Origin of the sequence: Nocardioides pymetrozini (assembly GCF_046058985.1) — a bacterium.
Lineage (GTDB): Bacteria > Actinomycetota > Actinomycetes > Propionibacteriales > Nocardioidaceae > Nocardioides.
Genome location: NZ_CP175556.1, coordinates 649,845 through 673,031, shown reverse-complemented (window position 1 = coordinate 673,031; position 23,187 = coordinate 649,845). Strand labels below are relative to the sequence as shown.

Below are 23,187 nucleotides of genomic sequence, written 5' to 3'. Positions count from 1 at the left end.
CTAGCAGCGCAGGATCCGCGGACGTGGGACAGTGACCAACCACCGCGCGGAGCGTTGGGTACAGGAGCGTGGCCTAGGATCGGCAGTCGGTCGGGTCGGGACGCATGTCACAAGCAAGGGATGGGACTTGGACTTCAAGCAATTTCTGACGGTGCTGCGGCGCCGTTGGACGAGCATCGTGACGATCATCTTGCTCGCGCTCGGGGTCAGCGCTGCGATCACGTTCACGCGCACTCCCATGTACGAGTCGAAGACGCAGATCTTCCTCACCGTCGACGTGCGGGACACGACCGACGCCTACGCGGCGCTGCTGTTCGCGTCCAACCGCGCCGCCTCCTACGCGACGGTCGTGAAGAGCACCGAGCTCGCCGAGCGCGTGATCGACCAGCTCGACCTCGACATGACGCCGGAGCAGCTGGCCTCGCGGATCGACGCGGAGGTCGTGGAGAGCACGTCCCTGATCCAGATCACGGTGAAGGACGAGAACCCCCGCGACGCGCAGACCATCGCCGACGTCACGACGGAGGAGTTCACGACCTACGTCGCCGGCCTCGAGACGCCCGGTGGGGCGACCGAGGACTCGCAGATCCAGGCGCAGATCACCGACAAGGCGTCGTACAGCGCCGCCCAGGTGAGCCCCGACGTCGTCCTCAACCTCGTCGTCGCCGCCCTGATCGGCATCCTCCTCGGCATCGGCCTCGCGGTGGCGCGGGAGATCCTGGACCGCACGATCCGCACCGCCGACCACGTCGCGGAGCTCACCGACTCCCCCGTGCTCGCCAGCATCGGCTTCGACGGCGACATCCGCTCCGCGCCGCTGCTCACCGACCTCGGCGGCTTCGCCGCGCGGACCGAGGCGTTCCGGCTGCTGCGCACCAACCTGCAGTTCATCGACCTCGACCACCAGCCCCGCTGCCTGGTGATCAGCAGCGCCGTCCCGGGCGAGGGCAAGACGATGACCTCGACCAACCTCGCGGTCGCCCTCGCCCAGACCGGGCGCAACACCCTGATCATCGACGCCGACCTGCGCCGCCCCCGCGTGGCCAGCACGCTCGGTCTCGACCCGGCGATCGGCCTCACCACGGCCCTGGTGGGCAAGACCGAGATCCACGACGCGATCCAGGTCCACGAGGCCAGCGGGCTGCACGTGCTCGCCAGCGGTGCGAAGCCGCCGAACCCGACGGAGATCCTGCAGTCGAAGATCACCCACGACCTGATCCGCCGGCTGCGGTCGTCGTACGACATGGTGATCATCGACGCGCCGCCGCTGCTGCCGGTCGCCGACGCGTCGGTGCTGGCGAAGCTCGCCGACGGCGTGATCATCGTGGTGCGCCATGCCAAGACCACGAAGGACCAGGTCAACGAGGCCATCAACCGCCTCAACCAGGTCGGCGCCCGCCTCTACGGCGTCGTGGTCAACATGGTCGCCAAGCGCGCGATCGGCTCGTATTACTACTACTACTACGAGGAGACGAGCCCCGCGGGCCGCTCCGGCAAGGACAAGGACGCGAAGTCCTCCGGGCGCCGCCGCGCCTGAGCCCGACCCCCGCCGGTGGTTGAGGTGCGAGGCCGTCCACGGCCGAGCCTCGAAACCCCCGGCCCAGCGGCATCGGCCCGGAGGTTTCGAGGCTCGTCGCTAGCGCTCCTCGCACCTCAACCACCGGAGCTGGCTCGTCGCTGGCGCTCCTCGCACCTCAACCACCGGAACTGGCTCGTGGCTGGCGTTCCTCGCACCTCAAGCACCGGGGCCGGCTCGTCCACCGGGACCGGCTCGTCCCGGGCCGGGGTCAGCCCTTGCGGACGAACACCATCAGCGTCGGCGCGAGCGCCGGCGGCGTGAGCCGGTCGACGAGCTGGGCGACGCGCCAGGCGGGCGCGTTGGCTCCGAAGTACGTCGGCTCGGAGGCGTGGCCGTAGACGACGAGTTCGTTCGGCGGCGGGAACAGCGCGGAGAGCGCGCGCCGGGTGTTCATGCTGTAGCGCACGGGGAAGACGTCCTCGGCCTTGCGATCGGGCTGGAGCCGCTTGAGGACCTTGGTGTGCAGGTCGTTGGGGACCGCGCGGGCGCCGATGCCGATCATCCCCCACTTGTTGGGGGTGCGGGCCGCGAGCCAGCCGCCGGGCTTGAGGACGCGGAGCAGCTCGGCCGCGACCGTCGGGGCGTCCTCCTCGGCGATGTGCTCGAGGACGTGGTCGGCGACGACCAGGTCGAAGGTCGCGTCGCCGAACGGGATGCTCCCGCCCGGCTCGATCACCTGCGCGGTCGCCAGGGTCGGGTTGTCCAGCACCACGGGGTCGACGTCGACCCCGTGCACCGCGGCGACGCGCTCGTGGAAGCCGCGCAGCCTGCGGTGCAGCTCGGGGAAGGGCTCGATCGCCCACAGCCCGCGGCCGGCGCCGAAGTCGAGGACGGTGCTGTCGGCGTCGAGGAGCGCGTTGACGCGGGTGTAGAACTCGATGAACCCGTCGTGGCGGGTGTAGCCCCCGGCCCGCACCTCCGGGTAGAGCCGGGAGAGGGTCTCGCCCGGGCGGAAGGTCGATTCGGAGTCGTTCACGGCCACACCTTATTTCGTCGGGGGGTTGGTGTCTCAGCGATCCGCGAGGAGGGCGTCCACGGACGCCAGCACCCTGGCGGGCGGGATGGTGACGTCCTCCAGGACGCCCTGGTTCGCGCCGTTCGGTCCGGCGGCGGGCTCCGCGACGAGATAGCGGTAGTCGGCGCCGACCGCCTGGCAGATGGCCCACAGACCCAGGTGCACGTACGTCGACGCGAACATCTCGAGGACCCGCACGCCGGGCCGGGAGAAGGTCAGGTTGGTCAGCGCGGCGCCGTGCGGCGACACCACGACCTCGGCGCCGTGGAACAGGTCGATCTGCTCCTGGACGCTGTGCTGCCCGGGGTCGATGCGCGCGAAGCCGCGGCGCTCGAGCTCGGGCCACAGCGCCGCCTCCTCGACGTAGCGCCGGGTGCGGGGCGTGGTGCCGCGGGTGACGTAGAGGCGCTTGGGGGTGTCGGCCGCGACGGAGGGCCGCAGCCGGTCGCGGAGCCAGGCGACGGTCGCCGGCGGCGCCTGGAGCGCCCAGTTCGGGTTGCTGGGGACGAGCAGCCGGTCGGCGCTGACCGTGCGGCCGCGCTCGGGCTGGATCAGCCGCGTGGTGACCCCGGCCAGCTCCAGGAGCTGCTTCTGGTAGCGCGTGCGGTGCGGTACGACGACCGCGTCGACGCCGGCGAGCGCCCCCTCCCCCAGGGTGTCCTCGAGGACCGCCAGACGGCCGAGGGCGTCGTACAGGAAGTGGTAGTAGTTCTCGGACGTGCCGCGGGCCGTGAGACTGAGCACCGTGCCGGACACGTGCTCGGTGGGGCCCAGCGTGGGACGCAGGAAGATCGGGTGCTCGCGCCAGTCGAACACGCCGAAGTAGGTGCTGGTCTCGTGGTCGAGCACCTTGGTGGGCGTGGTCGCCGCGGCGTAGTCGCCGGTCAGCCGGCCGCCCGCGATCTCGAGCGTGAACGTCGCCGGGACCGTGGTCGCCGGGACCCTCGGCGTCGGGACGGTCGCGGCGTGGATCGCCTCGAACAGCCAGTGCCCGGCGGGCTCGCCCTCCGTGGCCGGCCGGACCCAGGGCTCCTCCGGTCGTCCGGGGTGCAGCACGACGCCCGGCTCGGCGGCCGTCTCCGTCGCGTGCGCGGTGGCGCGCCGTGGCACCCCCCGCGCGCCGAGCAGGGGGGAGATCGCGCGGAAGGCGTGGCCGAGCAGCCGGGTCAACAGCAGGTGGATGCGCTTGAAGAGCGGCCACCACGGGCGCAGCCAGGCGGGGAGGCTCATCGCGTCACCGCGCCACGAGGCGGCGCACGACCGCCCAGACGGGACCGAAGCGCACGACCCGGCCGATCAGCACCCGCATCCACAGCGGCTTGACGATCCGCTTCACCGCGCGCGAGAGACGTCCGTCGATCTGGAGCAGGACCAGCTCCAGCTCGGCCTCCGCCTGCTGGTTGAGCTCGACTCGCGCCGGATGGGCCAGCGGCATCGGCATCGCCTGGGCCGGCATCGGTGCGCGGGCGGTGCGGGTGTGGGTCGCGTCCGGGCCGAAGCCGTCGTTCTCCACCAGGTTGAGCGAGGGCGTGATGGACAGGCCTCGGCGCGACATGATCGTCACCCACCAGTGGTGGTCCCAGCCCCGGGAGTCGCCGTCGCGGTCGCCGGCGACCTGGGTGAAGTGACGCAGGGCGGCCTCGGTCACGAGCGCGTCGCGATCCGGCAGTACCTCGACCGGGCGGACCGCGTCCGCGGTGCGGGGCCGCTGGCCGACCCGCTCCTCGGCGCCGGCGTGGTCGCGCGGGAAGACCGCGCGGTGGGCGTGCCAGCGGTCGGCCCAGGTCGCCCAGCCCCACACGCTCGCCCAGGTCGTGAACGCATAGCTGTCGGCGCCGAACATCGCGCGCGGGATGCCCTTGTTGTCGCCGGCGATCTGCCACACGCGCGTCTCGTCGGCGTACCGGTCGAGCAGCTCGACGCAGAAGTCGAAGAAGGTCGGATGAGGGATGCAGTCGTCCTCGAGCACGATCGCGCGGTCGACCTGGCCGAACACCCAGTCCAGCCCGAGCTCGACATTGGCCTCGAGCCCGATGTTGCGCTCGACGAACCGGGTGTGGACGCGCCCCGGCCAGGGCGCCGAGGTGAGCAGCTCGCGGACCTCCGCGCACCGCGCCGCGTCCTCGGGATGCGTGGCGCGGGGCCCGTCGACCACGAGGAAGACGTCCTCGGGTGCGGCCGCGAGGACCGCCTCGACCGTGCGCCGTACGACGGCGGGGCGGTTGAAGGCGATGATGACGACGGGTGTCCGGAGCTGGGGGGCGGACGGCTCAGGCACGACGGCTCTTCTCTCCGAGTTGGCTGACGAGGCGGTGGGCGGCGGTGGCCGCGCGGCTGTTGACCGCGGTGCGCGCCGCGTGCCGCAGCCGCGGCGAGCGGACCAGACGCCGAGCCAGCGTCGCGGCACGTCCCCCGACCCGGTTGAGCACCAGCTCCAGCTCGCGCTCCACCTCCGGGTGGAGGGCGACCTCGGCCGGGTGGCGCAGCGGGAAGGCCATCTCCTCCGCGGCGTGGTCCCGCTTGCCCGGAGCGACCCCGTGGGTCGCGTCGGCCCCCCAGCCGACGTTCTCCACCAGGTTGACCGCCGGCGAGATCGCGAGACCGCCGAAGGTCATCATGGTCAGCCACCAGTGCTTGTCCCAGCCGTGGGTCACGGTGTCGTCGGACATCGCCGCCTCGGCGAAGTGCTGCTGCGCGGAGCGGGTCACCAGCAGGCCCGGCTGCGGCACGGCGGGGACGGTGCGCACCGGGGCGTCGCCGTCGGCGTGGTCGCGCGGGAACACCTCGCGGTGCCGCTGCCAGCGGTCGGCCCAGGTCGCCCAGCCCCACACGCTCGCCCAGGCGGTGAACGCATAGCTGTCGTCGCCGAAGAGCCGGCGCGGTACGCCGAGCCCGCTGCCGGAGACCTGCCACACCCGCAGATCGGTGCGGTAGCGCTCGAGCAGCTCCTCGGCGTAGCGGAAGAAGGAGGAGCCCGCCTGGCAGTCGTCCTCGAGCACGATCGTCCGGTCGACCCGGCCGAGCACCCAGTCGAGGCCGAGCTCGACGTTCGCCTCGAGACCGAGGTTGGTCTCGGCGTACCGGCGGTGGACCTCGCACGGCCAGTCGACGTCCTCGAGCACGGCGCGGACGGCGGCGCAGCGCTCGACGTCGTCGGCGTTGCCGGGGCGCGGGCCGTCGGCGACGAGGAAGAGCTGCGTCGGCTGCGCGGCCCGGATCGCGGCCAGCGTCCCCGCGGTCAGCTCGGGTCGGTTGAAGGCGATCAGCGTCACGGGGGTGGTCAGCAAGCGGATCCTCGGGGGTGCGGATGCAGCGGTTGGCCGGCGGTGGGGCGTCGAGCGCGCCCGTCGCGAGCTCATTCCACCAGATGCAGAACGACCCGCGACGGATGCGGTTACAGTTGCCCACCGTGCCCCCGATTTCTGCTGACGCGCTCGTCGCCAAGGCCCGCCGTGCCAACCCCGAGCTGGTCGCCGGATGGCTCCGCCGCCGCGCCAAGTCCGGCGCCGCCCGCGCCGGCTTCATGGTCAGCCGCATCGACGAGGAGGGTCGCCGCTACGTCGCGGTGACCCACAACGACGAGGTCGCGCTGCCCCCAGGTGCGGAGGCCGAGCTGCGACAGGACAACCCCCGCCTGGTCGAGCTGCAGGCGACGTACGACGCCCTGGACCTGCCGTCCGCCGTGCACACCCAGTGGCGCCAGGGCTTCTTGAAGAAGAACCTCTCCCTCGCGTGGTTCCGCGGCGACAACGCCTATGTCTGGCAGTTCCGCCAGCTCGGTCACGCGGCCCGCATCCGCATGTACCTCGCGATGCTGGACGTGCAGGAGCGCGACAGGCTCGGGCTCTTCGACAAGCTCGCCGAGGACGGCCTCTTCGGCGCGTTCACCTTCGAGTTCGGCACCCGGCCGCCGGTGAGCCGCGACCTGCTCGACAGCATCAACGAGATCAACTACCTCGACGAGCAGATGGGCCTGTCGTCGATCCAGGGACTGCGGGTCCTCGACATCGGCGCGGGCTACGGCCGCCTGGCCCACCGGATGGCGACGGCGTTCCCCGACCTCGCCGCCTACGACTGCGTCGACGCCGTGGCGACCTCGACCTTCCTGTGCGAGTACTACACCCGCTTCCGCGAGCTGCCCGACACGGTGCGCGTCGTGCCGCTGCACGAGCACGAGAAGCTCGCGGAGCGCTACGACGTCGCGGTCAACATCCACAGCTTCTCGGAGGCCTCACACGAGGCCGTCTGCTGGTGGCTGGACCGGATCGCCGAGCGCGACATCCCCTGGCTGCTCATCGTCCCGAACACCCCCGACGAGCTGCGCAGCACCGAGCTCGACGGGTCGATGAAGCCCTTCCGCCAGGACGTCCTCGACCGCGGCTACGAGCTGGTCGACGACCGTCCGATCCACCAGTCCGACGAGCTGCGCGAGCTCATCGACCTGCACGACCGGTTCTACCTCTTCCGCAAGGTGGCCTGACGCCGCTCCGGTGGTCGAGGTGCGAGGCGCCCCACGGCCTCTCCGGTGGTTGAGGTGCGAGGCGCCCCGCGGCCTCTCCGGTGGTTGAGGTGCGAGGCGCCCCGGCGCCGAGCCTCGAAACCACCACCCCCTCCCCCGGAGGTTTCGAGGCTCCTCGCTAGCGCTCGTCGCACCTCAACCACCGGGGATCGCTGGCGCTCGTCGCACCTCAACCACCGGGGGTCACTGGCGCTCGTCTCACCTCAACCACCGGGGAACCGCCGGGTCACAGCGACCAGGTCGCGAACGCCTGTCCGGTGAGGGCGCGCAGGCGGTCCACCTCGGGCTGCAGGCTGGCGCGCAGCGCCGCCTCGGTGGCGGGGCTCAGCTGCGGGCGCTCGATCCGCTCGCCCGTACGACGCCACGCGAGGTGCACGAGCCGGCCCGCGGCGGGCAGCCGTCGGACCGCCCGCACGAGCGGTCCCCGGCGCAGCGCCATGAGCCACGGCGGGAGCGCCCGCTTCTCCTCGAGGGTGTTGTAGCGCCCCCACTCGTCGGCGCCGATCGCCGGCCGGTCCAGGCCGAGGAACTCGAAGACGCGGCCCATGGTGCCGTCGACGTCGGCACCCAGGTCGGCGAGGTCCACGACGAGCACCCGGTCGGGCCCGAAGCGCTCCCGGTAGGCCTCGACCTGGGTGGCGTAGCGGCTCGACGCGACCAGCGGGCTGGTCGGCTCGTCCGGGTCGGCGAGCTCCTCCTCCAGCGGGCGCTCCGCCGCGTTCCACGCGACCATCTCGACGTGCTCGGCGATGATCCGCTCGACCGGGTCGCGCACCAGGTAGATGATCCGCGCGTCGGGCACCAGCTCGGCCATCCGCTCGGGGACGCCCGGGTAGCAGGGAGCCTTGGAGTAGAACGGCGTCGACTCGAGTCGGTAGCGGGTGCCCGTCGCGAAGCGGTCCTGGTAGGCCCCGACCCAGTCGCGGCAGTCGGGGTCGGTGAAGAAGCGCATCTCCTTCTCCTCCGAGGCCGCGACCTCCGGGTGCACCGCGAGGTAGTTGTGCATGCTCGTCGTCCCGGCCTTCGTCGCGCCGACCACCACGACATTGGGCAGCCGGGCGGGGTCCGGCTGCTGCGGGACGGCGTCGCGGCGTCGTACCCGGTGGCGGGGCGCGACCCGGGCCGTGCAGTTGGGGCAGGCGTCGACGGGACCGCCGTCGGCGGCCAGGGTCCATCCGGTACGGCGCAGCCAGGCCGGGGTGGCGATGGTCAGGACGGGTGGGATGCACAGGTCGCACTGCATCGACACCCGGCCGTGGGCCAGGGGGGTGAGAAGCACGCGGCAGACAATAGGCCCTGTCCGCGGTCTCGATGATCGGCTCCGGCGAAGCGGTGGGCTGTGTAGGCTGCGCCGCGTGCGCCAGGCCCTGACGACCCTTGTCTTCCTCCTGCCGCCGAGCCGGCTCAAGAACCGGCTCCTCCGCCGGCTGGGACATGCCGTTCCGGACACCGCCGTCGTGGGCATCAACCTGGTGCGCCGGGTGGACCGCTTCGAGCTCGGCGAGGGCGCGCTGATCCACCACTTCAACATGTTCCGCGACCTGCGCCTGGTGAGGCTCGGCGACGGCTGCCGGATCATGCTGTTCAACCAGATCGTGGGCGACTCGGGCTACGAGCCCGGCGCCACGCAGACCGACGACCTGCGCACCCTGCGCTTGGGCGACGACTCGCACATCATCAGCCAGCACTACCTCGACTGCGGCGGCGGCATCATCCTCGGCGACAACACCTGGGTCACCGGCATCCGCTCGACGCTGCTCTCGCACGCCTTCGACCCGACCAACGGCGGCGTCATCCTCGAGCCGGTGACGATCGGCGACCGTGCGGTCGTCGCGACCTCCTGCACCATGCTGCCCGGCACCGTGGTGGGCGAGGGCGCCCTGATCGCAGCCGGCTCCACCACGTGGACCGGGCAGGAGGCGAAGGGCGCCCACCTCCACGGCGGCGTCCCGGCGCGCCGGCTCGCCCCGATCGACATTCCCCGGCACGTCTACAACCGCGCCCGTTACCAAGGACCCCGTGGCGTCGTTGGCCCTGCGAACCCCCCATCTGAGTAGAGGTCGGAATGAACGAGATTGAGCCCAGGATCGTCACGATCGTCAAGGACCTGCTGGAGCGGTCGGACCGCGAGGAGACCAGCGTCTCGCTCGGCGCCACGCTGCACGGTGACGACGGACTCGGGCTGGACTCCCTGGAGACCGCCGAGCTGTCGGCCATCCTCGAGGACGAGTTCGGCACCGACCCCTTCGGTGCCGGACTGCTGCCCGAGACCGTCGCGGACATCGTGGCCTTCTACGCCGACGCGACCGCTGCTTCCGCATGACGGGACCCCGCACGGTCATCGTCACCGGCGGTAGCCGCGGTCTCGGCGAAGGCATCGTCCAGCACTTCCTGGACGCCGGCGACCGGGTCGCCACCTGCGCGCGCAGCGAGACCGACGCCGTCCGCGCCTGGCAGGCCGACCCGGCGTACGCCGACCGGTTCCTGTTCCGCAAGGCCGACATGGTCGACCGCGAGCAGTCGACGCGCTTCGTCAAGGACGTCCTCGCACAGTGGCGCTCGGTCGACGTCCTCGTCAACAACGCCGGGGTCGCTCGCGACGGCATCCTCGCGATGTTCAGCGACGACGACTCCGACACGGTGATCGACCTCAACCTGAAGGCGACCATCCACCTGACCAAGCAGGTGGTGCGCAACATGCTCGCCCACGGCGGCGGACGGATCGTCAACATCTCCTCGATCACCGGCCTGACCGGCTACCGCGGCCTGAGCGTGTACGGCGCCACGAAGGCCGCGCTCGACGGCTTCACGCGCGGGCTCGCCCGCGAGATGGGCTCGCGCCGGATCACGGTCAACAGCATCGCGTCGGGCTACCTGCGCACCGAGATGAGCCACGGGCTCGACGACGACCAGCTGAACCAGATCGTCCGTCGTACGCCGGCCGGCCGGCTCGGCGAGCCCGCCGACATCGCCCGCGCGGTCGCCTTCCTCGTCGACGAGCGCAACGACTGGATCACCGGCCAGGTGCTGGTCGTGGACGGTGGCCTGACCGCCTGACGGCGCCTGCGGTGCGGCCAGGGCGCGAGCCCGGCGGGCGAGGCGGGAGGCGCGAGCCCGGCGGTCGAGGTGCGAGGCGCCCCGGCGCCGAGCCTCGAAACCACCGGGCTCGCACCCACCTCAGCCGGTCGGCCCGGCGGCCTCCTCGGCAAGCCGCCGCAGGATCGCGCGGTAGCCCCGGATGAGCGCGTCGCGCTGGTCCGGCGCGACCCGGTTGTCGTCGGTGGAGAAGGTGTGCAGCAGCCGGCCGCGGTAGCTGTTGATGGCGAGGAACACCATCTGGTTGGGCGCGGCCGCGAGCTGGCCCTGGATCGCGGTGAGCCATGCGGGGTCGGTGCCGGGGTCGGTGACGCCGAGGTTGCTCACCACGACGCACGGGTGGCCCGAGGCGAGCGCGCCGGACACCAGGTCGCGTCCGGCGTCGAGGTCCACGACCTTCTCCAGCCGCGCGAGGTGGAAGAACAGCTCGCCCTCGCCGCGGGCGCGGGCCTCGTGGACCGTGGCCCGGATGTCCGCCGACAGCCGCCACAGGTCGGTGACGTCCACCCGATAGGGCTGCGCGAGGACGGCGATCGCCATCGCCTGCGCGCGATCGGGGTCGGTGCTCGGCGCGGCGATGTCCGCCGGCGCCGCGAACTGCAGGGTCACCTCCGGGGCGTCGTCGCGCGCTCCCCCGAGCACCCGCGCCGTCGACGTCAGCAGCGCGGCAGCCACCGTGGAGAACAGGTTGGCCCCGTGCGCGCGGCCGGTCGCCACGAGGGGAGCCACCTCGTCGGGGCCGAGCGCGTCCTGGCGCATCCACGAGCGTCGGGGCACGGACGCGTCGGGCCAGGTGGCCGGCCCGGGCTCGCCGTACGTCGCGTTGCGGGTCTTGAGCTCGCGCAGCAGGTCGATCATCGCGCTCCGGCTCTGCTGCCACGGATGCGTGGCGACCGGCTCGGGCTCGGCGGCGAGCTGCTGCTGCTCGGGCACCTGCTGGCCGTCGAGGAGCCGGACCAGCCACTGCAGCTCGGTGACGCCGATCCGCCCGTCGATGATGGCGTGATGCCCGACCAGCACCACCCGGGAGGTCCCCGTGGCCGGGCTGGTGACGTACCAGCACTGGACCGGCGTGCCGAGGTCGTAGTGCGCGTCGGACAGCTCCTCGATGATCGCCGGCCACTGCTCGGGGTCCGCCTCGCGGGTGCGGAAGACCGCGCCGTCGGGGTCCGGCCCGGGGTCGGCGATGGTCAGCTCCTCGGTGGCCACCGCGCGGGCGACAACGCGTCGCACGCGCAGCTCCTGCCAGGCGCGGGCGACCTCGGCGGGGTCGAAGCAGCGGTCGAGGTCGGCGCTGATGACGGCGTTCACCGGCCAGCGCCGGTCCAGGAAGGTGTAGTACTTCTCCGGGACCGTCATCGGCCGATGGGCACCCACGCGCTCTCCAGGCTCTCGCGACACAGGACGATCCTGCCTCCTGCCTGCGGATCGGCGGACTCCGGGTGGCGCACGGGCGACATGCGCGATACTCGGCGCGGCGCGCCGTTCCCCCCATGCGCGCTCGCGAGAGGAGTCGACACCGATGATCGGGTTGCTGGAGAGGGCCGCTGCCGACCGGCCGGAGCAGGTCGCGGTGGTGACCCCGGAGGTCACCTTGACCTACGCCGCGCTGCGCGACGGCGCGCGCCGCGTCGCCGCCGGCCTCCGCGCACGCGGGATCGAGCGCTTCGCCGTGCTCGAGCCGGACGCAGCCTGGATCCTTCGCCTGCTCAGCGGGGCCGCCGCCGTCGGCAGCGAGCCCTGCCAGTACCAGCCCGACCTGGACGCCGCCCAGTTCGCCGAGCAGGCCGCGGCGCTGGGCCACGACACCGTGGTCACCCGGCGCACCGACCTGCCCGGCTCGCTGCGGGTGGTCCGGCCCGAGGAGCTCGACGCGGACCCGGCCGGCCTGGCGCCGTACGACGGACCGCAGCCGCTGATGATCCGCACGACCGGGACCACCGGGCTCCCGAAGGCCGCACGCCACGACTGGGCCGTGCTGGCACGCCGGAGCGCCGCCACCTCCCCCCGGCCCGAGCAGCGCTGGCTGCTCGCCTACGGACCGCAGCAGTTCGCGGGGATCCAGGTGCTCCTGCACGTGATGGCGGCGCAGGCGACGCTCGTCGCTCCCTTCCCCCGCCAGCCACGTGACGGCCTCGCCGCGCTGCTCGCCGGCGAGGTCACCTGCGTGAGCGCGACGCCGACGTACTGGCGCTTCCTGCTCGCGGAGGCGCGCAGCACGAAGGCCACGCTGCCGCCGCTGGCGCAGGTCACGCTCGGCGGCGAGGCCAGCTCCCCTGACCTGCTCGCCGACCTCGAGGCCGCGTTCCCGACGGCCAGGATCTCGCAGGTCTACGCGTCGACGGAGTTCGGCTCGATCGCGTCGGTCCGCGACGGCCGGCCCGGCCTGGCGACGTCCAGCCTGTGGAGCCCGGAGAACCCGGAGGCGGTGCTGCGGGTGCGCGACGGCGAGCTCCAGGTGCGCGCGGGCACGGGCATGCTCGGCTACGCCGGCGACACCGCGGACGCGCCCGAGGAGGTCGACGGATGGGTGTCGACCGGCGACATGGTCGAGGTCGTCGGCGACCGGGTGCTCTTCCGGGGGCGCTCCTCGGAGATCATCAACGTCGGCGGCGTGAAGGTGCACCCCTTGCCGATCGAGGAGCGGGTCGCCGCGGTCGCGGGGGTCCGGCTCGCCCGGGTCCACGGCCGCAGCAACCCGATGGTCGGCGCCGTCGTCGCCGTCGAGATCGTGCTCGCCGACCAGGCCGAGGAGCGGGAGGTCAAGGAGGCCGTCCGCGCGGCGTGCGCGGACCTCCCCCGCGCCTGGCAGCCCCGCAGCATCAAGGTCGTCGACGAGGCCGAGCTCGCCACGGCGACCAAGGGCGGCAAGATGGTCCGGGGCTGAGCCTGAGCCGCGCCGTCAGGCGCGGTGCTTGCCCGGCGCGACCTTGACCCGGCGCGCCGGGGCGGGCGCGTCGGCCCCGTCCTCGCCGGCCCCGTCGGCCCCGCCGACCTGGCGGAGCTGCGCGGGGAGCTCGGGCAGCGGGCCGCGGCCCTTCCAGATCACGGCGATCCACCAGCACACGGTGGACACCCCGGTGCCCACGGCCATCGCCCACAGCGCCCCCTCGGCGTCGCCCCAGGCGGCGCCGACGACCATGCACGCGCCCACCAGGACGATCGCGACGACGTCGGTGACCATGGCCGCCTGGATCCGGTGGGTGCCGATGAGCGAGGCGCGCAGCCCGCTCTGCGCCGCCATCAGCAGCACCTTGAGGCTCACCGCCAGCATGAGGGGCTCGACGATGTCCCACGCCTCGCCGAGCACGGCCCGGCCGATGACGTCGGGCAGGAACACCAGCACGACCAGGTTGAGCACGCCGACGACGGTCGCGATCGCGATCGCCCGGCGGACGTGACGCCACACCGCCTTGGGGTCGTCTCGCTCCCGGGCGATGTCGGCGGCCGCGGAGGTCCCGACGGCCATCTGCACGGCGGTGCTCGGCGCGCCCAACAGGGTCGCCGCGCGGAAGGCCGCCACGGCGATCGGGCTGCTGAAGAGGGTCATCAGCGACGCAGTGGCGAGCGCCGTACCGCTCGCGGACAGGCCGCTCACCATGGACCGCCAGGAGAAGTCCCAACGCTCGCGCAGCCAGGTCAGGCCCCCGCCGGACGGCGCCCCGCACTGGGCGAAGACCCACAGCGACGCCACCACGCCGGAGCCGGTCCAGGCCGCGATCAGCCAGGTCAGCGAGTCGAGACCGAGCTGCTGGGTCCCGACGAAGCCGACGATGAGCAGCGCGAACCACACCGCGTCGAGGACCACGGCGCCGCCGGGGCGCTGACGGGTGATCGCGAGATAGCGGCCCACGTCGTGGAGGACGAGGAAGGGCACCGCCAGGCCGAACACCACGACCGGTCCGCCCATCGCGCTGTCGGCGGCGACCAGCGCGAGACCGGCCGCGGTGCACAGGACGCTCGCACCGATGCCGAGCACGACGGTCGCCCCGAGGATGGCGCCGGGACGGCTGTCGACGTCCTCGGGGTGCACGAGCGCGGTGGTGGAGATCAGGCTGCGGAAGACCACCTGCACGACGGTGTAGACGAGCACGACCAGGCTGAACCGGCCGAAGTCGATGGGCTCGAACGCGTGGGCCACCCAGATGAGGGCCGCGATGTTCGACAGGCTCGACAGGATCTGGTCGACCGTGACCAGGCTCAGCCGACGCCCCGCAGAGCCCTCCCGCGCGGTCATCCGCGCCACCAGCGGTGCAGCACGCGCCGATCATGTCACGCAGCCGGCACGGTCGTGCCGGTAACGCCCATCCCTCCCCTGCGTTGTGTCATCGTGACCACCGTGGCCCTCAGTTCCGCACTCCACCGAGCACAGGGCTCGGTGCGGGTGCAGCGTCAGCTCAGCAAGATCCGACGACTCCGCAGCCGCCTCGTCAACGCGCCGCTACGGCAGGTCGAGCAGGCCCGACGCCGCCTCGAGGCCGAGGACGTCGACGTCCTGCTCCTCGGCGACAGCTCCACCCTGTGCTGGTCACTGCGCGACACCGACCGCACGCTGCTGCCGGAGCTCCTCGGCCAGCGGCTCGGCAATGTCGTCAACCTGGCCGGACCCGGCTTCGGCTCGAACATCTACGGCGAGGCCACTCGACTGCTGACCACGCTCGACCGCCGTCCCAAGGCCGTGGTCTTCACCCTCGCGCTGCGCACCAGCACCGCGACCCACATCGTCGCGGACCCGATCACCGGATACCACCGTTCGCTCGCCGCGATGGCGAAGGTGCAGGGTGCCCAGCGCCCGGTCCGGTATCTCGGTCGCGGCGGCGCCTACGCCACCGACGAGGAGCGCGACGTCTTCCTCGCCCACCCCGTCGAGAGCCGCTGGAACGGACTGCGCACCATCGGCTGGTACCGCGAGCAGCTGGTGGGGACCGGTCTCCCGCCGTGGCCGATCGAGCTCGAGCGGCTGCGCTTCGACTACTTCTACGGCGAGCAGCTGCGCGCCGACAACCCGCGCCTGGAGTCGCTCACCACGCTCGCCCGCCGCCTCGAGGCGTACGGCGTCCCGACCGTCGGGGTCTGGACCCGCCCCCCGATGCAGCGCGGGGAGATGCACTTCCCCGGGGAGTTCGAGGCACACGTGCGCTCGCACAAGGCGCTCCAGGACGAGGCGCTGGCGCGCGGCTCCGCTGCGATCGGCCCGATGCTCGACATCCACCTTGAGGACGACGACTTCGAGGACAGCTTCAACGCCACCGAGCACTTCGCGTACTCCGGCCGCGTCAAGGTCGCCGACGCGATCGCCGACGCGGTGCGCTCCCGGTGAGCCTGGCACGCCTGCGCGCGTTCGTCCGCCTCCGGCGGGCGCGGCTGCGCGGCTGGCTCGCGCTGTTCCGGATGCTCCTCGCGGCGCTGCGCGGCCGGGTCGACGAGATCTGGGTCGGCGACTCCCACTCGGTCACCTTCAACACCGCGCAGCCGCCCCTGCCCGGCATCCTCCGCACCGCCGAGCGCCGCTGGACCTGGCATCTGGGGCCGCGGGTGATGTACTCCATCGCCCGGGACGACTTCCCGCCCACGCTGCTGCGGACCGCGCGACTGGTCGCCCGCGTCCCCGGCGCCCGGGACGCCGCGTGGTTCTTCTCCTTCGGCGAGATCGACATCCGCTGCCACCTCGCCCCGCGGCTGGCGCAGGGCGCGGACGCGGACTTCGTGGCGACCTACGTCGAGCGGGTCCGGGGGCTCGTCGGCCGTCTCGGCACGCGGACCGGCACGATCGTCGTACCGGTGCCGCCGTGCCTCGACAGCTACGACCACGCCGCGTTCCCCGTCGCCGGCTCCCCCGAGGAGCGGCTCGTCGCCCATGGAGCGGTGCGCACCGCCCTGACCGCGGCGGTCGATGCCACCCCTGGCCTGCGGCTCCTCGATGTCACCGAGGCTCTCGCCGGCCCGGACGGGCTGATGCGCGACGAGCTCACCGACGACGGCTGCCACACCAACGCGGCCGGCCGAGCCGCGGTCCGGCACGAGGTCTCCGTGCTCCTGCGGGCGACGCTGCCCCGACCTAGGGGTTGAGTCGTCAGTTCTGACCCGCCGAGTCGTCGGTTGTGGCCCGCCGAGTCGTCGGTTGTGGCCGGCGGGTTTGCTCGGTGCAGGGTTTGATTTTTCGATTGACGTGGTTGCGCGCCGCTTCGGTTGCGGTGGTTGGTTGATCGCCGCTGTCGGGGCCACGTTGGCTTGCGTCTGACCCCTGGGGTTGCGGTGGTGGAGGGCCTGGCTCTCTTGATCGGTGGCGTTGTTCGTCCCCATGCCCGCAACGCACTTTCCCCTGTCCACAGGCGGGTTGGCGGCGTTTCGATGTGTCGCACGTGGGTGGGAGAATCCAGTCATGGATCTCGGGACCACGCCTCGTTCGACAGCAGCTGTGCTGTCCGAGCTGCGTGCGGGTGTCCAGGACCGTGAAGCCCTGGTTGTCCGGGAGTGGGTCGGGATCGTGGAGTGGGCCAGCCGCCATGTGGTCGCGGGTCCGGAGGGTGCCGCGACGATCACGGACGGCTATCTCGACACCGGTGTCCCCATCGCCGGAGACGGTGCTCCGTTGGTGTCCGAGTTCGGGCTCATGGAGTTGGTCGCGGTGCTCGGCCGCAGCCCGGATGGTGGGCGGGCGTACGTCGGACGGGTGATCGAGTGCGCCTGGCGGCTGCCGCACGTGTACGACGCGGTGGTCGCCGGGCGTCTGGCGCCGTGGCGCGCGGAGCGGATCGCCGAACGCACCCACGGCCTCAACTCCGAAGCCGCTGCCTTTGTGGACCGTCAGCTGTTCGACGCCACCGGTGTCGGCTGGGCCCAGCTGGACCGGCTCGTCACCGAAGCCGTCCTCCGGTTCGACCCCGCCACCGCAGAAGCCGAACGAGCCAAGGCAGCGGACCGGCGACGGTTCGACATCGACCCCCACGTCGACGACCACGGCCTCGTGGAGGTGTCCGGGCTCATGGACGCCGCCGACGGACACGACCTCAACCAAGCCGTCACCCGGCGTGCTGAGGTGCTGGGCCGGCTCGGCGACCACTCCTCTCTCGATGTGCGGCGGTCCAGGGCCGCCGCCGAGCTCGCCCGTGCCGACCTCGCCCTCGACCTCCTGATCCCCGACCCCGACACCGGAGAAGCCATCGCGGTTCCGGGGCGGAAGGTGGAGCTCAACGTCCACATCACCGACACCACCCTCACCGGAGACAACCCGGTCGGTCGGTGGGAGCAGGGCAACGGCCCCCTCTCCTCCGAGCAGATCCGGGAATGGCTGCAGGCCCACGACACCACCATCACGATCCGCCCGGTCATCGACCTCGCCGACCACCTCCCGGTCACCGGGTATGAGGTCCCCGACCGCCACAAGCGAGCCGTCGCGCTGCGCGACCACACCTGCCGCTTCCCGCGCTGCACCCGCCCGGCGACCCGCTGCGACATCGACCACTCCCAACCCCACGCCCAGGGCGGAGTGACCTGTCCGTGCAACGAGGTCCCCCTCTGCCGACGCCATCACCGCGCGAAGACCCACTCGGCCTGGCACTACGACACCCTCACCCCGGGCACCTACCTGTGGACCAGCCCCCACGGCCACGCCTTCCGCGTCGACCACCGCGGCACCCACCCGATCCACACCGCCGACCCACCCGACGAGTAGCCACCCCGCCCCACACCCCGCAGGACCCCCGACCTGCGGGGGCATTGGCACGTTCACCCCCGGTGATCGAGGCGCGAGCAGCCCCAGCGACGCCCCCTCCGGTGGTTGAGGTGCGAGGAGCGCCAGCGACGAGCCTCGAAACCACCCTCCCGCCGGACCGGCGCCGGTGTCAGCGCAGCTCGCCCGGCACCAGCTCGGTGATCGCCTCGAGCCCCTCGGCGTCGTCACGGTGGACGACCGCGACATCCCAGTAGGCCCGCGACCGGGCACGTCCGCCGGGCACGTCGTCGAGGACCCGGCCCTGCGCGGCGACCCGGGCGGTGGAGGTCCGGCCGACCGGGAGACCGCCGTTGTCCCACACCGCGACGTGCTCGTAGCCGAGCTGCGCGAGGCGCGGCCACACGGCCTCGGGATCGAGGTCGGCGAGCCGGGTGAGGTACGGGTCGTACTCGAAGAAGAGGACGGGGTGCGCGTCGTGCCAGGCCTCGGCGATGGCGGGGACGAGGTCGACGTCGTAGCCGTCCGTGTCGGACTTCACGAGCCGGAGCCGGTCGAAGGCGGGGTGGTCGGCGCGCAGCGAGCTCGGCGACACGGTCGGCATGGCGTCGCCGGAGGCGCCCTCGACGAAGCGGGTGGTCCCGCCCGTGCGTACGGCGGTGGTGCCGCCGCCGGCGCCGTCGACGGTGAGCAGGGCCTCGACCACGCTCACCCGCGGATCCCGGTCGACGTTGCGGTGGAGGAAGTCCAGGTACGCCTTGTCGGCCTCGATGCAGAGCACCTGCCCGTCGGCCGCGTTGAGGATCTGTACGGCGGAGTCGCCCACGTTCGCGCCGACGTCGAGGACCGTCAACGGACCCGAGGCCGCGAGCAGCCGGGCCAGCTCGACGAGGTTCTGGCCGTACGTCTCCTGCCACGCGGCGTAGTCGGGCAGGCGGTGCGACCACGGCAGCACCAGCTCGACGCCCTGGACGTCGCGTACGACGGGCCGGAACGGGAAGCGGTCGCGGATGATCCATCCGATGCGGCGCTTGGCGGTGGAAGCAAGGGTTCCGAGTCCGGTCACTCGCCGGATGCTAGGGCATCGAGCGCCCTAGGATGTGCCGCATGTCGGGCTCTCCCCCAAATGCCACCGCGACCTCGGCCCTCGATGCGGCCCGCGCCTACTACTCCCACGAGCTGGGCCAGGGGGTCGACCGGTTCTACCTCGAGGCTCGCACGACGTGCCCGTGGTGCGGCGACGACCGCCTCGAGCACCGTACGACGACGCGCGACCTGCGCCAGTTCAAGCCGGGTCGCTTCCGCCTCGACGAGTGCCGCGGGTGTGGGCACGTGTTCCAGAACCCGGCGCTGAGCGACGAGGGGCTGTCGTTCTACTACCGCGACACCTACGACGGCCTCAACGCCGAGCGCGCCGAGGCCAACCTCGGCTCGATGGGCGAGGTCTACCGCCGCCGGGCCTCGACCGTCCGCGACCACCGCCCGGACACGCCACGCCGCTGGCTCGACGTGGGTACGGCGTCCGCGCACTTCCCCGCCGCTGCCGCCGAGCTGTTCCCGGGGACCGTCTTCGACGGCCTCGACATGTCCGACGGCGTGCTCTCGGGCCATCGCGCCGGGCGGATCGCGACGGCGTACCAGGGCCAGCTGCCGGAGCTGGCGCCCCAGCTGGCGGGCACGTACGACCAGGTCAGCATGTTCCACTACCTGGAGCACACGAGGGACCCGCTGGCCGACCTGGACGCGGTGGCCACCGTGCTGAGCGACGACGGCTGGGTGCTCATCGAGCAGCCCGACCCGCAGGCCCGCTCCGCGCGCCTGTTCGGCTCGTGGTGGGCCGGGTGGAACCAGCCCGAGCATCTGCACATGGTGACCCTGCCGAACCTGACGAAGGCGCTCGAGGAGCGCGGCTTCGAGGTGGTCGAGGTCGTGCACCGCGAGGCGCACATCCCGCTCGAGGCGTTCATCGTCCTCGCCACGATCCTCAACCGGATCGCGCCCGGCGAGGAGGTCCCGTGGCGCGACGGCAGGCCGCCGCGCTTCGCCCGGGCCCGCCGACTGCTCGGCAAGCTCCTGGCCGCGCCGTTCGTGCCGCTCGCGCGGCTGGTCGACAACGTGGTGCTGCCGCGGCTGCTGCACAGCTACCACGCCTACCGCGTCCTGGCCCGCAAGAAGCCGGCCTGACCCGGCAGGAGCTGGCTCCGAGATCGCTCCGCCCCGGCACCTGTTTGTGCCGGGTCGGGTCAGCCGTCGAGCTCGCGCTTGTGCTGGACCAGCCGGCCCAGGTGCTCGATGTCGGCGTCGACCATGAGCTCGGCGAGCTCCTTCGCCTGGGTGCCGGCCGTCCAGCCCAGCACCTCGCGCGCCTTGGTGGCGTCCCCGATGAGGGCGTCCACCTCGGTCGGGCGCTCGAAGGACTTGTCGTAGCGGACGTGGTCCTCCCAGTTCAGGCCGGCGTGCGCGAAGGCGTACTGGCAGAACTCCCGGACGGTGGTGCCGACACCCGTCGCGAGCACGTAGTCCTGGGGCTCGTCGTGCTGCAGCATCCGCCACATGCCCTCGACGTACTCGGGGGCGTAGCCCCAGTCGCGGACGGCCTCGAGGTTGCCGAGGTCGAGGTGGTCGGTGATGCCGAGCTTGACCGACGCGACGCCCAGGGTGATCTTGCGGGTCACGAAGCTCTCGCCGCGGCGCGGCGACTCGTGGTTGAACAGGATGCCGGAGACCGCGAACAGGTCGTAGGCCTCGCGGTAGTTGACCGTGACCCAGTGCGAGTACAGCTTCGCCGCACCGTACGGCGAGCGCGGGTAGAACACCGTCGACTCGTCCTGCGGCGGCGGGGTGGCGCCGAACATCTCGGAGGTCGACGCCTGGTAGAAGCGGCAGTCGAGCTTGGCGGCCCGGATCGCCTCGAGCAGGCGCAGGGTGCCGACCGCGTCCGTCGACGCGGTGTACTCGGGCAGCTCGAAGGACACCTTGACGTGGCTCTGCGCGCCGAGGTTGTACACCTCGTGCGGCTCGATGTCGCGCAGCTGGTTGCTCAGGCTGACCCCGTCGGTCAGGTCTCCGTAGTGCAGGTGGAGGTCCGCCGTGCCGTGCAGGTGGTCGATCCGGCTGCGGTTGAGCGTCGAGGACCGGCGGACCAGCCCGTGGACCTCGTAGCCCTTGCCGAGGAGGAGCTCGGCGAGGTAGGAGCCGTCCTGGCCGGTGATCCCGGTGATGAGTGCGCGCTTGGTCACGGGGGCACAGTATCGTCGCGCCTCGTGCATCTGGTCGTGGATTCCGTAGTCGTCCGTACCGGAAGCGTGACGATCGTGATGGAGCACCTCGTCCGCGCCTGGGCCGAGGCCTTCCCCGAGGACCGGATCTCGGTGCTCTTCGGCCCCGAGGGCCAGACCTTCCCGCTTCCCGAGGGCGCGCACGCCGAGGTCCTCGACCAGCCGGGCGGTCCGCTCGGCGGCCTGTGGCTGCGGTCGGTGGCGGTACGACGCGCGGCGCGCCGCCTGGGCTCGGACGCCGTCCTGGCGGCGGTGCCCGCCAGCGGGCTGCTGGGCTCGCGCAGCCCGCGCGGCGTGATCCTCTACGACCTGCGCTTCGAGCTGCGACCGGAGCAGTTCAGCCGCCGGACCCGGGTCGCCCGCAAGGTCTCCTGGCTGTGGAGCATGCGCCTGGCCGACCGGATCTTCACGATCTCCGACCGGACGCTGCACGACCTGCGCGACCTGCACCCGAGCCTCGCCGGCCGCGCCGAGACCGCGGCGCTCGGCTCCGACCACGCCCTCGCGTGGCCGCGCCCCACGGATGGCGGCGACGGGCCGTACGCGATCGCATTCGGCCACTACGGCAACAAGAACGCCAACGCGGTCATCGACGGCTGGGCGCGCTTCTGCACCGAGCACGCCGCCGAGGCCGACGGCTGGCGCCTGCGTCTGGTCGGCATGGGGGCGCGCGACCGTGCCGCCGCCGAGGAGCAGGTACGCCGCCTCGGCATCGGCGACCGCATCGAGTTGATGCCGTGGCTCGACGACGACGCCTTCGCCCGCGCGTTCGCGGGCGCCGGGCTGGTCGTCTTCCCGTCCGACTTCGAGGGCTTCGGGCTCCCCGCCGCGGAGGCGATCCGGCTCGGGATCCCGGCCGTCATCTCGACCGATCCCGCCCTCGCCGAGGTCACCGGCGGCCACGCCGTCACCGCCGCTGCGACCACCCCGGACGCCCTGGCGGAGGCGTTCAGCGCTGCGCTGGCGCTCACCGCCGAGCAGCTCGCCGCCGGCCGCGCGTTCGCGGAGTCGTTCACCTGGCGGCACACGGCCGCGGTGATCCGGGCTGGTCTGTCCTGACCGGCCACGCGTCGCCGCCGGACGCCCTACCCTTGCCCCGACCCGTCCCAGCCTCGGAGGACCCGATGCCCGTTTGCCCGGCCTGCGCCGGTACCCGTGTCCGCACCGGCCCGGCCTCCGGAGCCACCGGACGCCAGATCACCGCGTGCCGCGACTGCGGCGTCCACTACTGGGCCGACCACGAGGCGGCCGAGCGGCAGGAGGCGATCGCCACCCAGGCCGAGCTGACGGCGGAGGGCTACAGCGACTGGGTCGACATCAAGCGCGAGCAGGCCGGCCCGGAGGCGTGGCGCGACGCGATCGCCTGGATCCGCAACGCCCTGCCCGCCGACGCGGGGCATGGCGGTCCGCCGGTCATCTACGACGTCGGAGCCGGCGACGGCCACTTCCTGAGCCTTGCGCGCGACGAGGGTGGCTTCGCGGTGACCGGCAACGAGATCGCGAAGGGCGCCGTGGAGCTCGCGAAGGAGCGCTACGACGTCGACCTCGACCTCGGCGTCCTCGAGGACCTCGGTCACGTCGAGGACGTCGACGCCGCGACCCTGTGGTGCGTGCTCGCCCACGTGCCGGACGGGGACCAGCTCCTCCGCGAGGTCCGCACGATGCTGCGGCCCGGCGGCGTCCTCTTCCTGCAGACGCCGCACTGGACCGCCGCGGACGGTGCCGCCCTCGGGGTCAAGAACCTGACTCGTGGCCGGGTCAGCAAGGTCCCGGACCGCAGGATCGCCCAGCACCACTGGATCCTGCACACGCGGCGCAGCATCACCGCCCAGCTGAACCGGCTCGGCTTCGTCGACGTGGTGGCCGAGCCCAAGCTCCGCTACACGCTGACCTCGCGCGCCTACTTCGCGTCGATGAACCCGCCCGCGTGGACCATCGGCCCAGCCTCGTGGCTGCTCGACAAGGCGGTCGCCAGCCGGCTGGCGCCGCGGATCGTGCTCGACGTCCGCGCCCGGAAGGGCTGAGCGC

At 72.5% G+C, this 23,187-nt stretch carries 21 protein-coding genes; 12 read left to right on the top strand and 9 right to left on the bottom strand.

Annotation, left to right across the window (positions count from 1 at the left end; all coding sequences use genetic code 11):
* Positions 1–31: 31 nt before the first annotated feature.
* Complete coding sequence (locus tag ACJ5H2_RS03245; protein WP_408898126.1) at positions 32–1,537, top strand: polysaccharide biosynthesis tyrosine autokinase; 1,506 nt, start codon at positions 32–34, stop codon at positions 1,535–1,537.
* A gap of 250 nt (positions 1,538–1,787) precedes the next feature.
* On the opposite strand, the gene ACJ5H2_RS03240 is transcribed toward ACJ5H2_RS03245, so the two are convergent.
* The 4 genes from ACJ5H2_RS03240 to ACJ5H2_RS03225 are packed head-to-tail and all read right to left on the bottom strand — an operon-like array spanning position 1,788 to position 5,881.
* A complete protein-coding gene (locus tag ACJ5H2_RS03240; protein WP_408898125.1) occupies positions 1,788–2,555 on the bottom strand; it encodes a class I SAM-dependent methyltransferase in 768 nt (255 codons plus the stop codon).
* 33 nt (positions 2,556–2,588) lie between these two features.
* Positions 2,589–3,824 carry a glycosyltransferase family 61 protein gene (locus ACJ5H2_RS03235; RefSeq protein WP_408898124.1) on the bottom strand — a complete coding sequence of 412 codons (1,236 nt, stop codon included), beginning with the start codon at positions 3,822–3,824 and terminating at the stop codon, positions 2,589–2,591.
* A 4-nt stretch (positions 3,825–3,828) separates the two neighbouring features.
* The gene (locus ACJ5H2_RS03230) at positions 3,829–4,872 is read right to left on the bottom strand and encodes a glycosyltransferase (protein WP_408898123.1); all 1,044 of its coding nucleotides are present in this window, start codon (positions 4,870–4,872) and stop codon (positions 3,829–3,831) included.
* Positions 4,865–5,881: a hypothetical protein gene (locus ACJ5H2_RS03225; protein WP_408898122.1), complete on the bottom strand. Its 1,017-nt coding sequence runs from the start codon at positions 5,879–5,881 to the stop codon at positions 4,865–4,867. Before ACJ5H2_RS03225 ends, ACJ5H2_RS03230 begins: the two co-directional genes overlap by 8 nt.
* 122 nt (positions 5,882–6,003) lie before the next feature.
* Between ACJ5H2_RS03225 and ACJ5H2_RS03220 the strand changes: the two genes are divergently transcribed.
* Positions 6,004–7,074 (top strand): hypothetical protein, encoded by a 1,071-nt coding sequence (locus ACJ5H2_RS03220; protein WP_408898121.1) that lies wholly within the window; start codon positions 6,004–6,006, stop codon positions 7,072–7,074.
* 265 nt (positions 7,075–7,339) lie between these two features.
* Here ACJ5H2_RS03220 and ACJ5H2_RS03215 read toward each other — a convergent pair whose 3' ends face one another.
* Positions 7,340–8,392: a sulfotransferase family protein gene (locus ACJ5H2_RS03215; RefSeq protein ID WP_408898120.1), complete on the bottom strand. Its 1,053-nt coding sequence runs from the start codon at positions 8,390–8,392 to the stop codon at positions 7,340–7,342.
* A 76-nt stretch (positions 8,393–8,468) separates the two neighbouring features.
* Here ACJ5H2_RS03215 and ACJ5H2_RS03210 point away from each other — a divergent pair, with 76 nt between their 5' ends.
* The 3 genes from ACJ5H2_RS03210 to ACJ5H2_RS03200 are packed head-to-tail and all read left to right on the top strand — an operon-like array spanning position 8,469 to position 10,170.
* Entirely contained in the window at positions 8,469–9,170 is a 702-nt protein-coding gene (locus ACJ5H2_RS03210) for an acyltransferase (protein WP_408898119.1), read from the top strand.
* Between the two features lie 8 nt (positions 9,171–9,178).
* Positions 9,179–9,436, top strand: coding sequence for a phosphopantetheine-binding protein (locus ACJ5H2_RS03205; RefSeq protein ID WP_408898118.1), 258 nt, complete (start codon positions 9,179–9,181; stop codon positions 9,434–9,436).
* On the top strand, positions 9,433–10,170 hold the full coding sequence (locus tag ACJ5H2_RS03200) for an SDR family NAD(P)-dependent oxidoreductase (protein WP_408898117.1): 738 nt from the start codon (positions 9,433–9,435) through the stop codon (positions 10,168–10,170). The genes ACJ5H2_RS03205 and ACJ5H2_RS03200 overlap by 4 nt, the downstream gene beginning before the upstream one ends.
* Positions 10,171–10,290: 120 nt before the next feature.
* Here ACJ5H2_RS03200 and ACJ5H2_RS03195 read toward each other — a convergent pair whose 3' ends face one another.
* Complete coding sequence (locus tag ACJ5H2_RS03195) at positions 10,291–11,568, bottom strand: hypothetical protein (protein ID WP_408898115.1); 1,278 nt, start codon at positions 11,566–11,568, stop codon at positions 10,291–10,293.
* 163 nt (positions 11,569–11,731) lie between these two features.
* On the opposite strand from ACJ5H2_RS03195, the gene ACJ5H2_RS03190 reads away from it, so the two are divergent.
* Positions 11,732–13,096, top strand: coding sequence for a class I adenylate-forming enzyme family protein (locus ACJ5H2_RS03190; RefSeq protein WP_408898114.1), 1,365 nt, complete (start codon positions 11,732–11,734; stop codon positions 13,094–13,096).
* A 15-nt stretch (positions 13,097–13,111) separates the two neighbouring features.
* Here the strand turns inward: ACJ5H2_RS03190 and ACJ5H2_RS03185 are convergent, their stop codons facing one another.
* On the bottom strand, positions 13,112–14,446 hold the full coding sequence (locus ACJ5H2_RS03185; protein ID WP_408898113.1) for a hypothetical protein: 1,335 nt from the start codon (positions 14,444–14,446) through the stop codon (positions 13,112–13,114).
* A 102-nt stretch (positions 14,447–14,548) separates the two neighbouring features.
* Here ACJ5H2_RS03185 and ACJ5H2_RS03180 point away from each other — a divergent pair, with 102 nt between their 5' ends.
* The 3 genes from ACJ5H2_RS03180 to ACJ5H2_RS03170 all read left to right on the top strand — a co-directional run bounded on the left by ACJ5H2_RS03180 (position 14,549) and on the right by ACJ5H2_RS03170 (position 17,884).
* Entirely contained in the window at positions 14,549–15,529 is a 981-nt protein-coding gene (locus ACJ5H2_RS03180; RefSeq protein ID WP_408898112.1) for a hypothetical protein, read from the top strand.
* The gene (locus tag ACJ5H2_RS03175; protein ID WP_408898111.1) at positions 15,526–16,278 is read left to right on the top strand and encodes an SGNH/GDSL hydrolase family protein; all 753 of its coding nucleotides are present in this window, start codon (positions 15,526–15,528) and stop codon (positions 16,276–16,278) included. Before ACJ5H2_RS03180 ends, ACJ5H2_RS03175 begins: the two co-directional genes overlap by 4 nt.
* A gap of 313 nt (positions 16,279–16,591) precedes the next feature.
* Positions 16,592–17,884 carry an HNH endonuclease gene (locus tag ACJ5H2_RS03170; RefSeq protein WP_408898110.1) on the top strand — a complete coding sequence of 431 codons (1,293 nt, stop codon included), beginning with the start codon at positions 16,592–16,594 and terminating at the stop codon, positions 17,882–17,884.
* 169 nt (positions 17,885–18,053) lie between these two features.
* Here the strand turns inward: ACJ5H2_RS03170 and ACJ5H2_RS03165 are convergent, their stop codons facing one another.
* Positions 18,054–18,947 carry an FkbM family methyltransferase gene (locus tag ACJ5H2_RS03165; protein WP_408898109.1) on the bottom strand — a complete coding sequence of 298 codons (894 nt, stop codon included), beginning with the start codon at positions 18,945–18,947 and terminating at the stop codon, positions 18,054–18,056.
* 41 nt (positions 18,948–18,988) lie between these two features.
* On the opposite strand from ACJ5H2_RS03165, the gene ACJ5H2_RS03160 reads away from it, so the two are divergent.
* A complete protein-coding gene (locus ACJ5H2_RS03160; RefSeq protein WP_408898108.1) occupies positions 18,989–20,065 on the top strand; it encodes a class I SAM-dependent methyltransferase in 1,077 nt (358 codons plus the stop codon).
* A gap of 59 nt (positions 20,066–20,124) precedes the next feature.
* Here the strand turns inward: ACJ5H2_RS03160 and gmd are convergent, their stop codons facing one another.
* The gene (gene gmd, locus ACJ5H2_RS03155) at positions 20,125–21,120 is read right to left on the bottom strand and encodes a GDP-mannose 4,6-dehydratase (RefSeq protein ID WP_408898107.1); all 996 of its coding nucleotides are present in this window, start codon (positions 21,118–21,120) and stop codon (positions 20,125–20,127) included.
* Positions 21,121–21,198: 78 nt separating this feature from the next.
* Here gmd and ACJ5H2_RS03150 point away from each other — a divergent pair, with 78 nt between their 5' ends.
* Positions 21,199–22,218, top strand: a complete 1,020-nt coding sequence (locus tag ACJ5H2_RS03150; protein WP_408899583.1) for a glycosyltransferase — start codon at positions 21,199–21,201, stop codon at positions 22,216–22,218.
* 65 nt (positions 22,219–22,283) lie between these two features.
* Positions 22,284–23,183: a class I SAM-dependent methyltransferase gene (locus ACJ5H2_RS03145; protein ID WP_408898106.1), complete on the top strand. Its 900-nt coding sequence runs from the start codon at positions 22,284–22,286 to the stop codon at positions 23,181–23,183.
* Positions 23,184–23,187 lie beyond the last annotated feature (4 nt).